The sequence below is a fragment of the Pseudoalteromonas prydzensis genome (assembly GCF_001661495.1).
GTDB classification, from domain to species: domain Bacteria; phylum Pseudomonadota; class Gammaproteobacteria; order Enterobacterales; family Alteromonadaceae; genus Pseudoalteromonas; species Pseudoalteromonas prydzensis.
The window spans coordinates 195,201-211,268 of sequence record NZ_BDDT01000005.1 but is presented as its reverse complement, the minus strand read 5'-3'; the positions used below and the strand labels follow the sequence as shown (position 1 = coordinate 211,268).

Here is a 16,068-nt window from a genome sequence, read left to right as displayed (position 1 = left end):
AGAGCAAAGTCGTCATAACTAAGTAATTAAACGAATCAATTTTTGTGCTGCTTGTTCAAATTATAGCAACAAAAAACCCGCAACAAGTGCGGGTTTTTTAAGAGGTAAAGAGCTAATTACTTAGCTGCTTTTTTCTCTTTTTCTGCAGCGATTACAGTTTCAGCTACGTTTTGTGGACATGGTGCGTAGTGTGAGAACTCCATAGAGAACTGACCACGACCTGATGTCATTGTACGTAATGAACCGATGTAACCGAACATTTCTGATAACGGCACGTCTGCTTTAATACGAACGCCTGTTAAACCAGCTTCTTGGTCTTTCATCATACCACGACGACGGTTAAGGTCACCGATTACGTCACCAACGTGATCTTCTGGAGTGAACACGTCAACTTTCATGATTGGCTCAAGAAGTTGTGCGCCCGCTTTAGGGATCGATTGGCGGAAAGCGCCTTTAGCAGCGATTTCGAATGCGATTGCTGATGAATCCACGGCGTGGAAGCCACCGTCGAAAAGTTCAACTTCAACGTCAAGCACAGGGAAGCCAGCTAGCACACCTTCGCTCATCATTGACTTAAAGCCTTTCTCAACTGCAGGCCAGAATTCTTTAGGTACGTTACCACCAACAACTGTTGATTTAAACGTGAAGCCTGAAGCAACTTCGCCTGGCTTGATACGGTAGTCGATTTTACCGAACTGACCAGAACCACCAGATTGTTTCTTGTGCGTGTAGCTATCTTCGATTTCACGAGTGATAGTTTCACGGTAAGCAACCTGCGGTTGACCAACGATAAGGTCTACGCCGTAAGTACGCTTAAGAATATCTACTTTGATATCTAAGTGCAGCTCACCCATACCTTTAAGGATAGTCTCGCCTGAATCTTCATCAGTCTCAACTTGGAAAGATGGATCTTCTGCAACCATTTTACCGATAGCAACACCCATTTTCTCATTACCGCCTTTATCTTTAGGCTGTACAGCAATCGAGATTACTGGAGTTGGGAATACCATTGGCTCAAGTGTTACTGGGTGCTTAGGATCACAAAGTGTGTGACCAGTTTGCACGTTTTTCATACCTACGATTGCAATGATGTCACCAGCTTGTGCGCTAGTTAATTCGTTACGGTCGTCTGCTTGCATCTCAACCATACGGCCAACACGCTCAGTTTTACCAGTAAACGCGTTAAGGATAGTGTCACCCTTGTTAAGTTTACCTGAGTAGATACGTACGAATGTTAATGCACCAAAACGGTCATCCATGATTTTGAATGCTAGCGCTTTGAAAGGTTCGTCAGCAGATACGATTGCGTATTCACCGTTTTCGTTACCTTCTTCATCCATAAGAGGTTGAGGATCAACTTCTGTAGGAGCCGGCAAGTAATCAACAACAGCGTCAAGCACTAACTGCATACCTTTGTTCTTGAACGCAGAACCACAGTATGTAGGGAAGAAAGCAAGGTCACGAGTACCTTTACGGATACAACGCTTGATATCTTCTAAAGAAGGTGCTTCACCTTCCATGTACGCTTCCATTAGGTCGTCGTCTTGCTCTACAGCAGTTTCAACAAGCATTTCATAGTATTCGTCTACTTTGTCTACCATGTCTGCAGGAACGTCTGTGATTTCATAGTTTTCAGGAAGACCAGTTTCATCCCAGATGTATGCTTTTTTGGTTAAAACATCAACAACACCACAGAATTCATCTTCAATACCGATTGGAAGAGTCATGATTAGTGGGTTTGCGCCAAGTACTTTACGTACTTGCTCAGTTACACGGTAAAAATCAGCACCCATACGGTCTAATTTATTTACGAAAATAACACGTGCAACTTCTGATTCGTTAGCATAACGCCAGTTAGTTTCTGATTGTGGCTCAACACCACCAGAACCACAGAATACACCGATGCCGCCATCAAGTACTTTAAGTGAACGGTAAACTTCAACAGTGAAGTCAACGTGTCCAGGAGTATCGATAACGTTAAAACGGTGATCTTTCCAGAAACAGCTTACAGCCGCAGACTGGATAGTAATACCGCGCTCAGCTTCTTGTTCCATGAAGTCAGTTGTTGATTCACCATCATGAACCTCACCAGTTTTATGGATTTGACCAGTAAGCTTTAGGATACGCTCAGTAGTCGTGGTCTTACCCGCATCAACGTGCGCGAAAATACCAATGTTTCTGTACTTCGATAAATCTGCCATTATTTTACTCTTAATAAAGTCGAAAAATTATTCGGCGGGAGTATAGCATTACTTAATGCGAACATCACCATAGAAGTCGCTTAAAATGCAATCAATTTTATAATATTTTACTTTCCATGCTCTTTAACGCTGATGACTTAACACTTTAGCCCTCATTCGCGCTTCTTAAAAAGCACCTTTGGCCTTTTACATAGGTCGCTTGAATAGTAAAATTACTATCTAAAATAGCAAAGTTTGCTTGTTTCGTAGCTGCTAAAGAGCCCACTTGATCGGCAATATTTAAAAATTGCGCGGGCACAATACTGGCCATATTTATAGCATCGAGTAACGAAACACTGCCTAGTTGATGCATGTTTTTTACGGCCAACTCAAGGGTTAAGGTGCTGCCAGCTAACGAGCCTGAGGCAGTTCTCGCGACCCCATGTTCAACATACACATCCATTTTTCCCAGCTTGTATTGGCCATCATTTAGGCCACCAGCATTAATACAATCACTGATCAAAGCAATTTTTTGCGGGCCTTTTAGCTTATAAATTAACTGTAAAATCGCAGGGTGAAGATGCACACCATCGGCAATCACTTCAACCAGTGCGTCATCATTCATCAATACCGCACCAGCGCAGCCCGGGTCACGATGATGAATACCACGCATGCCATTAAAAACATGCACTCCACCGCATGCACCATGCTCAAGCGCGCTTTGAGTTTGTTCATAATTGGCATCACAATGCCCCAACATCACTCTAATACCTTGCTCGGTAAGAAACTTGATTAACGCATTGGCTCCGGGCTTTTCTGGCGCCAACGCAACCACTTTTAAGCTGCCATTGGCTGCATTAATCATCGCTTCTAAATGCGACTGCGATAGCTCTAAAAAGTAATCTTGATTGTGCGCACCTTTATGAACTTCACTGAAAAACAACCCTTCGCTATAACCACCAAGCACTTGCGCACCGCTGGGTTGTTGTACATATGCCTGGCCAATTACACTCATAGCATTAAGTGTTTGTTGCCAATCGGTGGTGACTGTCGTTGCTAAAAAACCCGTTACGCCATGCTCTGCAAGTGAGCAAGAGATAGTTTCGATACTACTCACTTTACAATCAATCACATCACAGCCTTCACGACCATGAATATGTAAATCAATTAAGCCGGGAATAATTGCAGCATCGCCATAATCATAAATAGGTAGATCTGCTTGCGGGGTTTGCGTAAAGGCACTGATGCGGCCCTTTTCTACCAGCATTACGTGCTCCTTGAGCACACGATCTTGGCAATAAATAGCTGCAGCTTTGACATAATATGCTGATTCACTCACGACAATGCCCCAACCTGTTCTTTTGCTAAAATAGCAGCACCACGGGCACCACTGGCATCACCAAACTCAGCAAGTACAATTTTTGGCACCCGAATACCTGTAAAAACATAGGGTGTGATTGCTTGCTCAAGCTTATCCATTAGCTCGCTTACCAACGACATACCACCACCAACCACGATCACCTCTGGATCGTAGGCCATAATAATTGCTGCAAACGTACTGCCGAGCAAATCGACATAACAGGCAAAACTTTGCTGGCATAACACATCACCTTTTCTGAGCCCTTCAACGATTTCGAACGTAGTTAAAACGTCGCCAGAAAAATGCTGATAAATTTTTGCTAAACCAGGGCCTGCGATATAGCTTTCAACACAGCCCGTTAAGCCACAGCCGCACTTTAAAATTGGCAATTGGTATTTTTGCTGTAACACAGCCGACAGTGCATAGTGGCCATACTCACCTGCAATACCTTGAGCACTTTTATAGAGCTTACCGTCAATACATAATCCACCACCAGCGCCAGTGCCTATAATTGCACCAAACACTCGTGTATGTTGTATGCCTATGTGGCTTTGCGACTCTGATAATGCAAAGCATCGGCAATCATTTTCAATAGCTACAGGGCGATTTATTAACTGAGCTAAATCTTGCGCGGCATTATGTCCGGTTGCATGGGGTACATTCGCCGATAACACTTGCTGGTTTGCGTTAATAATTCCTGGCATACCAATGCCGACCGCACCTTGGCATTGATATTTATGATCTGCACTTAAAATCATACCTACTAACGCATTTAGAAAGTCTTGATAACTAGTTTGTGGAGTCGCAATACGTGATGATTCAAGCTGCTTTAAGGTGGCGTCAAACACCGCAAGTTCAATTTTGCTGCCACCAATATCAATGCCATAAATATACTGCTTAGTCATTAATATCACCTTGTTTAAGCGGGTAAATTGTCACCCCTTGCACTACTCGGTTTACTTCACCGGTTGGGCATGGGTTATCTACTGTAATGCCTAATTGCCATGCTTTATAGAACGACATTATTTGCGCGCAGACCATATAATATAAGCCATTAAATACATCGTCTAATTGCTGCATCACTGCGTCATTTGGAAGCGCTAAGGCATGCACATCAATAGCCTTATTATCGCTACGTAACTCATTCAACAAATCACTATCGTACTGCTTGGTATAGGTATTAGTTGAGCCAAATAAAACAATTAAGGTTTTATCATCAACCAATGATTTGGGGCCGTGACGAAAACCCAGTGGCGATTCAAAATATCCCATAACTTGGCCCGCACTTAATTCCAATAATTTTAACGCTGATTCTTGTGCATAACCCTTTAACGATCCTGCACCTAAATACACCAAACGATGCATAGGTAGTTCAGCCAATGCTTTTAGTTCAGCCAATTTAGCAGGGATATTTTTTTCCACCGTCTCTGCAATGCTTAAAATAGCGTCATCCGCATCACTAAACACTGCAATACTTGCGATCAGCATCGAAGTAAAACTACTGGTCATTGCAAAGCTTTGATCGAGCGTTTGCGCTGGCATTAACAGCGAAAAGCAATTTTCATGCTGTGCCGCTTGCTGATTCAGCGCGCCATCTGGATTACAAGTAATAAACAGGTGAGCGCAGTGCTTCACATAGTTATTTACCACATCAACCGCAGCAACACTTTCAGGGCTATTACCCGAGCGTGCAAACGACACTAATAAAGTTGGCCTGTTTGGCTGTAAATACTGCTCTGGGCAGGCAACAAGCTCTGTGCTGCTAACACTTCGACAAGTAATATCCAATTGTTGATTTAAGTAACCAACCACCACCTCTCCAACATACGCAGAAGTACCGGCACCGGTAAAAATGATTTGCGCATTTGGCTTATCTAATACACCCGCAAGCCAACTATCTAGCTGGGTTCGTGCTGCTTTGACTATCGCCAGTGTTGCTCGCCAACAATCGGGCTGCTGCATAATTTCTTTTGCAGTCCATAAACTATTTTTAGCTTCTAAAAGGGTTTCATCAATTGCTAAATAACTAGACATTACTACCTCACTTACGTCTATTGTTGTTTGAAACACGCATCTGCGTAGCGACTGGTTACTTGCATGATGTGATGAAGTACCAAAGATTTGGGGCTGTTTTCTAAACCATTATTACGTACAGCCAGATACTGCAATGGCATGTATTGGCTTAATAGCGGTAGCGGGATCGGCTGTTTTTGCAGATTGTTGAATAAGGTTTCAACCGCGTTTTGATTTCCTTGCTGTCCCCAGTAATAACGAATGCGATCGCTAAAACTAAAGCGTCGATATAGCTTCTGCAATGAACTATCAACTTGATAAAAACGCTGCCAATTTTTTGGGAATTGCTGCATATCCGCATCAATAACAGTACGTAAATGCGAGCATTGCTCAGGATCAATAAGGGCATCTTCAATATGACTTAACGCAAATAACGCTTCGCGCAAAGCAAAGGTAAGCTCAGGACCCACTTTTAAAATCGCAAAATGGTCGTTGATTAATTGCTTATAGGCTATTGGGGTTTGGTAATCTGTTGAGTGTGCTTCAAAAGCAATGCCATCAACGGTCTTTATATATTGCTTTAGCTGCTGCGCTTTACTGCTGTCGTAATCAAATACTTGTGTATTATCAAATTCAACGCCCGGCTGTACAACTAGGCCAACTACGCGCTGCCAAGCAGCGGATAATCCAAGTTGTAAAAAGGCATCGTGATGCAGCGCCAATGTACTCGCAACATGCTTAGTTTCTGTGACTGCAAGCGTATCAATATGCTCATCGGCCCCGCCTGGTGGCGGTACCTCGGTACCAATAACATAAACTAAGTCACTGTGACCAAACCTAGCTAATGCGGTTTTTTCAGCCACCGCACACAGCTGCGCCGCACGCGTTGCAACTGTTTCATCGGCTAAAATAAGCTCATCATCGGCGCAGCGCATACTGGTATCTAAGTGAATTTTTTTGAACCCTGCCGCTACATAACTGGCAATTAACTGCTCAGCCTTTTGCATCGCAGGTTCTGCGTCCTCATCACACCAACACACTGGTCCTAAATGGTCACCGCCAAGGATCAACTTATCAATTGCAAATTCTTGTTTTGTCGCTAGCTGCTCAATAAATGCCATAAAATCCGCAGGCAACATACCCGTATAACCACCAAACTGATTGACCTGATTAGCGGTTGCTTCGATTAATAAATAACTATTATCTTGCTTGGCTTGCAATATGGCGGCTTCGAGCACCAATGGATGCGCCGAACAAACGGCATAAATCCCCTGTTTTTCGCCGCGTTTATTCGCTGCGATTAATTGCTGTAATATCGTCATTGCAAGCCTCTATATTGATTAGTCTTTGTATAATTACTATGGAAAATTAAAGGTCAATTATGTGTAGCTGAACACCGGCATTTTCGAGGGCGGTTTTAATATCGGCTGGAATGCCGCTGTCCGTCACTACTGTATTTACTTCACTGGCTGAAATAATTTTATGTACCCCTTTACGATTAAATTTACTCGAATCGGTGACAACAATGATCTCTCGTGACACTTCGCACATCACTCGATTTAACAAGGCTTCAAGCTCAAAATGCGTAGTAATGCCAATATCTTTCTCAAAACCATCAACGCCTAAAATCAACTTATCAAAGTGATATTGCTGCAAATGTTGTTCTGCTTGACGACCATAAAAAGACAGTGATTTTTTACGTAATGTGCCCCCCGTCATTAGCACTTCAACAGAGGAGGCATTGAGTAACGAGTGCGCGACATTCAAGCCATTGGTCATCACCACAACACCATGATGATTGGTTAAGTTTTTAGCGACTTCTTCGGTCGTAGTGCCAGAATCTAAAATGATCGATTCACCATCCTTAATTAGACTCGCTGCAAATTTACCTAAACGCTCTTTAATACCGCGATTGGCATCGTGTTTTTCTTTTAGTGACAGCTCTTGAGTTAGCCGATTACTGGCAACCGCTCCACCACGGGACCGTACCAACAAGCCCTTTTCATCCAGCTCATTTAAGTCATTCCGGATTGTCACCGTTGAAACACCAAACAACTGAGCAAGCTCAGGAACCTGTACACGCTCTTGCTTGAAAACCAATTGCACAATTTCATGTCGTCTTTCGATAGTGTTAAGCATGCCCGCTCTCTTTCATAATTAACTTTCATTCATTGTACGCAGCTTTCGTTTACTTTCAATTCAATTTTTTTACATTTCACCTCAAATTGCCAATTAGATAAATAACCAATTGAAATAAAACAATTTAAAATATAAAAATAATTAAACACAAAAACAAATGAAAGCAAATGAAAGATTTTTATCTTGCATTGCTATTTCCTTGCGTGTACAAATAAAAGCCTGTGAAAACAAGTTTACAAATAATCAACACATAAGGGCACTATCATGGGCGATCTAAACCGCAGACGTTTTCTTCAATCTATGGCCGCAATTGCAGCAACCAGCGCGGCGTTAGGTTGTACCTCCACAACCAATGCCAACTCAATGCTAAAAACCGCAACCCAAGGGCGTTCAACACTTGGCTTAACCGTACCTAAAATGGACGTAGTCAGAGTCGGCTTTATTGGCGTGGGTGAGCGTGGTGTTGGCGCTGTTAAACATTTTTGTCATTTAGATGGCGTTGAAATCAAAGCAATTTGTGATACTCATCAGGCCGTTGTAGACAGAGCGGTGAAGATTGTTGTCGATAAAGGTTTTAAAAAACCAGATACCTACGGCAAGAACGACCATGATTATCGCCGTATGCTAGAACGCCAAGATATTGATATTGTAATAATTTCAACACCATGGAAATGGCATACACCAATGGCCGTGGATACCATGGAAAGTGGTAAGCATGCTTTTGTTGAAGTGCCTGCAGCAGTGACCGTTGAAGAAGCATGGCAACTTGTTAATACCTCCGAGCGAACGCAGAAAAACTGCATGATGTTAGAGAATGTCTGCTATGGCCGCGATGAGCTAATGGTGTTGAATATGGTTCGCCAAGGTATTTTTGGTGAATTACTGCACGGTGAAGCAGCATATATCCATGAATTACGCTGGCAAATGAAAGAAATTGACCATAAAACCGGCTCTTGGCGTACTCCTTGGCACGCGGCGGTTGATGGTAATTTATACCCGACTCATGGTTTAGGGCCCGTTTCACAGTATATGAATATCAATCGTGGTGATCGGTTTGATTACATAACATCAATGAGCTCGCCGTCATTAGGCCGTGCAGCGTACGCTAAAAAAGAATTCCCCGCAGATCATGGTCGCAACAAGCTCAACTACATTGCCGGTGATATGAATACCAGCATCATTAAAACGGTGAAAGGCCGTAGCATTATGGTGCAACACGATACAACCACGCCACGCCCTTACTCTCGCCATAACTTAATTCAAGGTACTAATGGCGTATTTGCTGGTTTCCCTAACCGTATAGCCCTTGAACAAGGTGGCAGCAAAAGTTACCACGAATGGGACTACGATATGGCTGATTGGTATAACAAATATGACCACCCACTTTGGCAAAAAATGGGCGCAGAGGCTGAGCGTAACGGCGGCCATGGCGGCATGGATTTTTTAATGTTTTGGCGCATTGTGTTTTGTCTACGTAATGGCGAACCACTTGATCAGGATGTGTATGACGCAGCCGCATGGTCAGCTGTTTTCCCACTATCTGTAGATTCTGTTGCCGATAGGAGTAACAGCAAAGACTTTCCTGACTTCACCCGCGGTCTTTGGCAGCAAGCAAAACCACTTGGCATTATTTCGTAATTAACCTCACGCGTGTTGGAGAAAAACACACCTAACACGCGTGGCTATAACTCAATAAAAAACAACCATCAACAAGTAAAATACAGGTAATTATTATGAAAGCACAACTAAAACTGTCTACCCTGTTTTTGTCCATGAGTGCCATCTTCAGTGGCACTTCGCTGGCTGCTGAAGAAGACAAAAAAACAGAACAAGAAGCTGAAACAGAGCAAGTCGAAGTAATCGAAGTTAGAGGTGTTCGCTCAAGTATTAAAGAATCCCTGTATTTAAAACAGCAAGCTGTGGGGGTTATGGATGCCATTGTAGCGGAAGATATTGGTAAGTTCCCAGATCAGAATATTGCCGAGGCGCTGCAACGTATGACAGGTATCGCCATTACCCGTAACGGTGGCGAGGGCCAAAACGTCACTGTGCGTGGCTTAGGCGGCGACTACAACGTGACCACAGTGAATGGCCGCCGCATGGCCTCTGAGCATTCTAGCCGTAACTTTAACTTTGACTTAATTGCCCCAGAAATAGTGCAATCCCTTGAAGTCTATAAATCTCCTCAAAGTAAAACCCAAGAAGGCGGCATTGGCTCTGTCATTAATATCAAAACCCGTAAGCCCCTCGATTTAGATGGCTTTACCTTATCTGGTAGTGCCAAAGGCATTTATGAAGAACGTACTGGCGACACAAACCCACAAGCTTCGTTTTTAATTAGCGACACCTTTTTTGATGATACTTTTGGTGCGCTCTTCACTGCCGTTTATTCTGAGCGAACACAGCGTGCTGATTCATATGAAGGCGAAGGTTTTTATGATCCTGACGAGAATGTGGATGTACGTATTCCCATTGATAGTAATGGTAACGGTACTTTGGAAGATAACGAGCAATCATATCCGTCGGTTATTCCAGGCTACGTACGCTATTCAAACTGGCAAGATACTCGTGAACGACTTGGTGCAAGCTTAGCATTGCAATGGCGACCTTCAGATAGTGTAGATGTAAACTTTGACAGCATGTATTCACAGTACGAGACCAATGGCGAGCAATATCAAATTTCATTTGTTACTTTTGATGAATCGCATACTCCAGGGATCCCAGCGATAGGCGAAGTAAAGTTCAATGACGATGGTAATGTAAATTATGTAGAGCTAGTTGATGGTGCCATGGCTGAGCTACTTAATGTATCAGTGCCACGTAATACAGATACTTGGCAATGGGGCTTTAATACCGTTTGGTATGCCACAGAAACCCTCACATTTGACTTAGATATTTCACAGTCACAAGCTAAAAATGTCAGCAATGGTAATAATCGCTTTATTGTAGCGCGCGGTTTTGTTGATGGCATTACAATCGACCAAACAGGTAGTAATATGCTGCCCGATGTAACCATGACTCCAGCTCTTAGTGCCGAGCAACCTTTTGGTGCGCATTATAGCTACAACTACGGCACCGATGTAAAAGACAAAATCGAAGAAATACGCCTAGCGGCAACTTACATTCCTACTTTTGAGTTGGTGAAAGATGTGCAATTTGGTCTGCACTACGGCAAACAAATCAAAGAGCGTAGCGTATTTAAATCCAAAAATGCCTCAATGTTCAGTAATGGCGGGGCGTATTTTAAAAACTCAGAATACCCTAGTTTTGATGACTCTAGTGTTGAAGAGCTTGGCGGCTTAAATTTATTTCGCTTGCCTGCGGATGTATTAGTGCCAGCAAACTTTGATAACTTCCTTGACGGGGAGCCTGGTAAACACCCAGATCCATGGGCAAGTTTTGATTATGACAAACTCTATGCTTTTTATGAGTCAATTAATCCACAAGCTGCACAAGATAAGATCGTCGCTAAAAATAGCCCAAATGATTCTTTTGCCCTAACAGAGCAAACCTTAGCCGCTTTTATTGAAACGAATCTACAAGGTGACTTAGGCAAGCTGCCTTTCGCACTTAACATGGGCGTAAGAGTGATTCAAACCGATGTTTCTTCTGATGGCTATACGTTTGATGTTGATAATGTTCGCTACAATGTAACCGAAAAAGATGGTGCGTTGAGCTACCGTGTTGATGGTGAAATTGAAGATTACTACACCCGCGCAACCACAGAAGAAAGTTACACCGACGTTTTACCAAGTTTAAATTTTAAGCTGAATTTACGTGATGATTTACTTTATCGCTTTAGTGCCGCCAAAGTGATCACTCGGCCCAATTTAGATTACCTCTCTCCATACAGTTATCTAGATTTCAATAGCTCTGAATATCATGCATCTAACCCCGGCATTAAGCCACTAAGAGCCAATCAAGTAGATACAACGATTGAATGGTATTTCTCTGATTATGGTGCACTGACCTTCGCTGCTTACTATAAAGATATTGAGTCTGTAATTGCTCGTGGCCGTGTTGGTACTACGCAAGTAGGTAACTATTTTAAAGATGGTGTTGAAATTGAAGGTCCTACATTCACGAAGATTTCACCAACTTCAGAAAGTGGCGCAGAAATTTTAGGCTTTGAAACCGCCTATCAACAATCATTTGATGACATTTTACCTGCGCCATTTGATGGTTTAGGTGTGCAAATAAATTACACCTTCACAGACAGTAGCTATGACGATGAAGAACTAAATGACCTCCCGTTTGTTGGTATGTCTGAGCACTCGTATAACGCCGTTATTTACTATGAAAAAGAAGCATTTCAAACGCGTATAGCCTATAACTGGCGCGATGATTATTTAGTTTATCCTGATGCTTGGGGTGGTCCTGAATGGGCAGCTGATTATGGTCAGTATGATTTTAGTGCCAGCTACAATATTAGCGAAAAAATACGTTTAGACTTAAGCGTCACTAATTTAACTAATGAAAGACAATGGTCATATGTGAAAAACGAAGAACAGATCCGTCGTTTAGCACGCTATGGTCGCTCGTTAAGCCTTGGTTTTTCAGCTTCATTTTAACTATCCCCCTCCTGCTTGCGCCGTTTAACGGCGCTTTTTTATTAGAGTGAATAATGAAATTATTACTAATCACCAACCTCTTTATCTGGCTACTTTTTGCCCCTTTAACTAGTGCCAATACTCATACTGAGTATTTCATTGCCAGCTACGGCAATAGCGCAACACTAACTAGTATTAAAGAAAATAAAACCCTGATAACCGACTCAGGCATTCAAAACTGGCACAGTGCAAGCACACCAATTAGCCACTATTTTTACTTACCTAGCAATAGCTCATTTAATGTAAAGCTACGTGCTAAAGTCGCAACTGGTAGTAGCAAAATTAGAGTTGATTACCACCAGCAAAGCCAAATAATCACGCTTAAAAACCAACAGTTTCAAGATATTGATCTTGGCACATTTAAACCTAGTAAAGCAGGCTATCAACAATTAAAGCTCACCGGAATAACTAAAACCGCCACGACCTTTGCTGATATCCAAGGGATAGTACTCAAAATCGATAAAGAGTCTGCAGCTCCTTTATACGTAAAGGACGACATTTATTGGGGCCGACGTGGGCCGTCAGTACATTTAAATTACCCAATTGCTGATACCAGCAAGGACTACCAATGGTTTTACTCAGAACTCACCGTGCCAAAAGGCTATGATCATCAAGGCTCATATTTTATGGCCAATGGCTTTGCTGAAGGTTATTTTGGTATGCAAGTAAACTCTGCCACTGAACGTCGAGTTTTATTTTCAGTTTGGAGTCCGTTTCAAACCGATGATCCTGCTGCTATCCCTGTGGAAATGAGGATTCAACAATTAGCGAAAGGTAACAATGTATACACGGGCAAGTTTGGTAATGAAGGTTCGGGTGGCCAAAGCTACTTAGTCTTCCCATGGCAAGCAGAGCAACGCTATCGCTTTTTGCTTAAGGTAAATCCCGCTGAGCAAGTCGCTAATCATACCGATTACAGTGCTTATTTTTATGATCCTATCGCCGCAAAGTGGTTGTTCATTGCCTCATTTAGACGCCCAACCACCAGTACCTATGTAGCAAGGCCGCATAGTTTTTTAGAGAACTTTATCCCTGATGCAGGTCAATATGAACGCAAGGCGTTATACAGTAATCAGTGGCTCAGAGACACTCAAGGGCAGTGGCATGCGCTTAACACAGCCGTATTTAGCTATGATGCAACTGCAGCTAAGCAGGCGAGAATGGACTATCAAGGTGGTAGTGAAGGTAGCGGGTTTTACTTACGCAACACTGGCTTTTTTACTGGTCCAACAAAACTACATAGCGAGTTTGAACGCCCAGTTAGTCAAGCGCCGGAGATAAACTTAAGCGCTTTGCCAAATAACTAGCTCATTTTATAACAACGTTCTGGCCGACCTATGCTGCCATAGCTTTGGTCGGCACTTACTTGCTCTGCCTCTAGTAAATACTCTAGATAACGTCGCGCCGTCGAGCGACTTACCCCAACTAAATCGCCCATTTGCTGGGCAGTAAAAGGCGTTTTTTTATGCTCTTTAAAGGCATCAATGATTTTTTTTAAAGTCAGCTGATCAACCCCTTTCGGCAGTCTAACCGGTGCTTTTGTTTGTTCACTTGAGCCAAATAAGGTATCCACCATAGATTGTGTTACTTCATTGGCATCCGATAAGCACTGCTGGCGAGACTCAAAACGAGCTAACGCTTGATCAAGCCGATTAAGCATTAACGGTTTTACCAAAAAGTCGCAAGCGCCCAATTGCATTGCTTTTTCGAGAGTTTCGACTTCTTTGGCAGCAGTCAGTAGCATCACTTCACTTTTAATCGAGCGGCGACGTAAATCAGTCAATAAATCCAGACCGTTACCATCAGGTAGGTGGATATCAAGCAAGATCAAATCGGGCTCTATCGCCTGTAACAACCCGGTAGCAGTGCTGAGATTTGCAGCAATACCAACTACTTGGTACTGACCTTGTCGCAAGCTTTGCCGCGCAGTTTGGTTTCCCGCAACGCCATTAGGTAAAAGCAGGTATTGAGCAAGAAGTTGTGCAACTTCGAGTTCATCTTCGATAATAACTACTGAATATGTCATTTTCTATTACTCATGTTAGGTTAGCGTTGTAATGTCATTGCATTTACTTTTATTGTTGTTGCTTCACTACTGCTGTTCACCCAAATTTAGGGGGTTATTTCGGAATATAGACGCTTAGCCGCGCCCCTTTTAAATCTGATTCTCCGATCTCTAAACTACCCCCACAAGAATCCAAATTGGTTTTCACTAAATATAAACCAATACCGTGTTCGGCACCGCTTTTAGAGCTATATTGGGGCGTAAAAATCACTTCATGATCACTGCCTAAACCAAAACCACTGTCTTCAACATCAAACAATAATGTCTGGCTAGTTTCATCCACCGTTACTCGTACATAAGGCGTGCGCTCTCTACTGGCTCTGATCGCTGCATCTATCGCGTTATCAATTAAGTTACCCAGTATTGATACCACTCGCTCTAACATGTCGGTGCGCTCTATGGCACCGAGCAAACTATCTGGGTTAAGTTCCAGCACCACATTTAACTCACGCGCTTTGTGATATTTCCCTACTAATAACCCTGCTAAAACAGGGTCTTGAATACGTTCTAACAAGTGATGTATTTGTGCTTGCGAGCCTTGGCTTTCTTGGCCAATTAACTCTATTGCTTGCTCATTTTTACCCATTTGAATAAGCGCACCAATTAAGTTGAGCTTATTTGAATAGTCATGCGTTTGCACTCTTAAAAGCTCTGCAAAGGCTTGCACTTTGGTTAACTGCTGACTTAGGTACTCAAGTTCATCAGCGGGACGAAGGGTAAGTAAAATACCATCAGCCTGCCCTTGTACTTGCAATGAAAAGCGCGAGAGTACCAAGCGTTTATCCGCAGCAAACAGCTCAAAGCCGACCATTTTACGGCGCTGGTTGCGCAGTAAAAACTCAGCATGCTCTGGTAGTAAATCTTTCAGCGTGAGTGACTGATTAATACAAGCGGCTGGTTTATCTAAAATTTCACAAGCACGCTGAGTTAGCTTGCGTACTCGGCCATCTGGGTCAAGGGCGATTACGCCACTGCGCATAGTATTTAAAATAGCGTCCTGCTCTGAAAACAACCGTGCAATTTCATCGGGCTGCAAGCCAAAAATAGCATTTCTTACTCGCTGACCAATAAAAATAGCGGCTACAATACTCAAAGCAACTAACAGCAGACCCCAGATCATAATTTCTACAATACGCGCTCTGATCAAGGGCTCAATCGATTGCACTAAAAAGCCCACCGAGACTAAACCTATTATATTTTGTTGTTCATCATAAACCGGCACTTTACCGCGAATAGATTCGCCTAAACTACCCTGTGCTACAGAGATGTAACGCTCACCTCGCAGCGCTGCTTGGCTATCACCACCAACCATTCTTTTGCCCAATTTATTACGATCTGGGTGGGCAATTCGATGGGCATTTTTATCGCCAATAACAATAAAATCTGCGTCAGTAAGCTGGCGCAGATTTTCTATTTCTTGGTTAATTGCTACCAAGTCACTGGGATTTTTTAATGCTTTAACAACCTCATCGCTTGATGCAATACTGGTTGCCACAGCCAGTGCTTTATCACCTATGTGGTTATGCAAACTTTGCGCGGTAATTTGATACACCAAGCCGCCAAATAACACTGCTTGTAATACACATAGCCCCGTTACCCAAATTATTAACCGCGTTTCTAAACGCTTGGGCTTTTTAACTATGTGTTGCAACGGATTTTGCTTCTTGGTGTCAATCATTAGTTACCTCAGCTTTAAGCTCA

11 protein-coding genes are annotated in these 16,068 nt (G+C 42.8%); 3 read left to right on the top strand and 8 right to left on the bottom strand.

What is annotated here, in order from left to right; translation table 11 throughout:
- Nucleotides 1-116: 116 nt before the first annotated feature.
- From fusA to agaR, 6 genes are all read right to left on the bottom strand, one after another.
- Nucleotides 117-2,201 carry an elongation factor G gene (gene fusA, locus A7968_RS11765; protein WP_064666775.1) on the bottom strand — a complete coding sequence of 695 codons (2,085 nt, stop codon included), beginning with the start codon at nucleotides 2,199-2,201 and terminating at the stop codon, nucleotides 117-119.
- A 145-nt stretch (nucleotides 2,202-2,346) separates the two neighbouring features.
- The gene (nagA, locus tag A7968_RS11760) at nucleotides 2,347-3,519 is read right to left on the bottom strand and encodes an N-acetylglucosamine-6-phosphate deacetylase (RefSeq protein WP_064666774.1); all 1,173 of its coding nucleotides are present in this window, start codon (nucleotides 3,517-3,519) and stop codon (nucleotides 2,347-2,349) included.
- Nucleotides 3,516-4,445 carry an ROK family protein gene (locus A7968_RS11755; RefSeq protein WP_064666773.1) on the bottom strand — a complete coding sequence of 310 codons (930 nt, stop codon included), beginning with the start codon at nucleotides 4,443-4,445 and terminating at the stop codon, nucleotides 3,516-3,518. The genes nagA and A7968_RS11755 overlap by 4 nt, the downstream gene beginning before the upstream one ends.
- Nucleotides 4,438-5,574: an SIS domain-containing protein gene (locus tag A7968_RS11750; RefSeq protein WP_064666772.1), complete on the bottom strand. Its 1,137-nt coding sequence runs from the start codon at nucleotides 5,572-5,574 to the stop codon at nucleotides 4,438-4,440. Before A7968_RS11750 ends, A7968_RS11755 begins: the two co-directional genes overlap by 8 nt.
- Nucleotides 5,575-5,591: 17 nt before the next feature.
- The gene (locus tag A7968_RS11745) at nucleotides 5,592-6,875 is read right to left on the bottom strand and encodes a D-tagatose-bisphosphate aldolase, class II, non-catalytic subunit (protein WP_064666771.1); all 1,284 of its coding nucleotides are present in this window, start codon (nucleotides 6,873-6,875) and stop codon (nucleotides 5,592-5,594) included.
- A gap of 46 nt (nucleotides 6,876-6,921) precedes the next feature.
- Nucleotides 6,922-7,692 carry a transcriptional repressor AgaR gene (gene agaR, locus A7968_RS11740; protein ID WP_064666770.1) on the bottom strand — a complete coding sequence of 257 codons (771 nt, stop codon included), beginning with the start codon at nucleotides 7,690-7,692 and terminating at the stop codon, nucleotides 6,922-6,924.
- Between the two features lie 264 nt (nucleotides 7,693-7,956).
- Here agaR and A7968_RS11735 point away from each other — a divergent pair, with 264 nt between their 5' ends.
- The 3 genes from A7968_RS11735 to A7968_RS11725 all read left to right on the top strand — a co-directional run bounded on the left by A7968_RS11735 (nucleotide 7,957) and on the right by A7968_RS11725 (nucleotide 13,609).
- Nucleotides 7,957-9,330, top strand: a complete 1,374-nt coding sequence (locus A7968_RS11735) for a Gfo/Idh/MocA family protein (protein WP_064666769.1) — start codon at nucleotides 7,957-7,959, stop codon at nucleotides 9,328-9,330.
- 95 nt (nucleotides 9,331-9,425) lie between these two features.
- On the top strand, nucleotides 9,426-12,263 hold the full coding sequence (locus tag A7968_RS11730) for a TonB-dependent receptor (protein WP_064666768.1): 2,838 nt from the start codon (nucleotides 9,426-9,428) through the stop codon (nucleotides 12,261-12,263).
- Between the two features lie 53 nt (nucleotides 12,264-12,316).
- A complete protein-coding gene (locus A7968_RS11725; RefSeq protein WP_064666767.1) occupies nucleotides 12,317-13,609 on the top strand; it encodes a DUF3472 domain-containing protein in 1,293 nt (430 codons plus the stop codon).
- Here the strand turns inward: A7968_RS11725 and A7968_RS11720 are convergent.
- Both A7968_RS11720 and A7968_RS11715 read right to left on the bottom strand, forming a co-directional pair.
- Entirely contained in the window at nucleotides 13,606-14,328 is a 723-nt protein-coding gene (locus A7968_RS11720) for a response regulator (RefSeq protein WP_064666766.1), read from the bottom strand. The genes A7968_RS11725 and A7968_RS11720 overlap by 4 nt on opposite strands.
- A gap of 94 nt (nucleotides 14,329-14,422) precedes the next feature.
- Nucleotides 14,423-16,045 carry an ATP-binding protein gene (locus tag A7968_RS11715; protein WP_064666765.1) on the bottom strand — a complete coding sequence of 541 codons (1,623 nt, stop codon included), beginning with the start codon at nucleotides 16,043-16,045 and terminating at the stop codon, nucleotides 14,423-14,425.
- Nucleotides 16,046-16,068 lie beyond the last annotated feature (23 nt).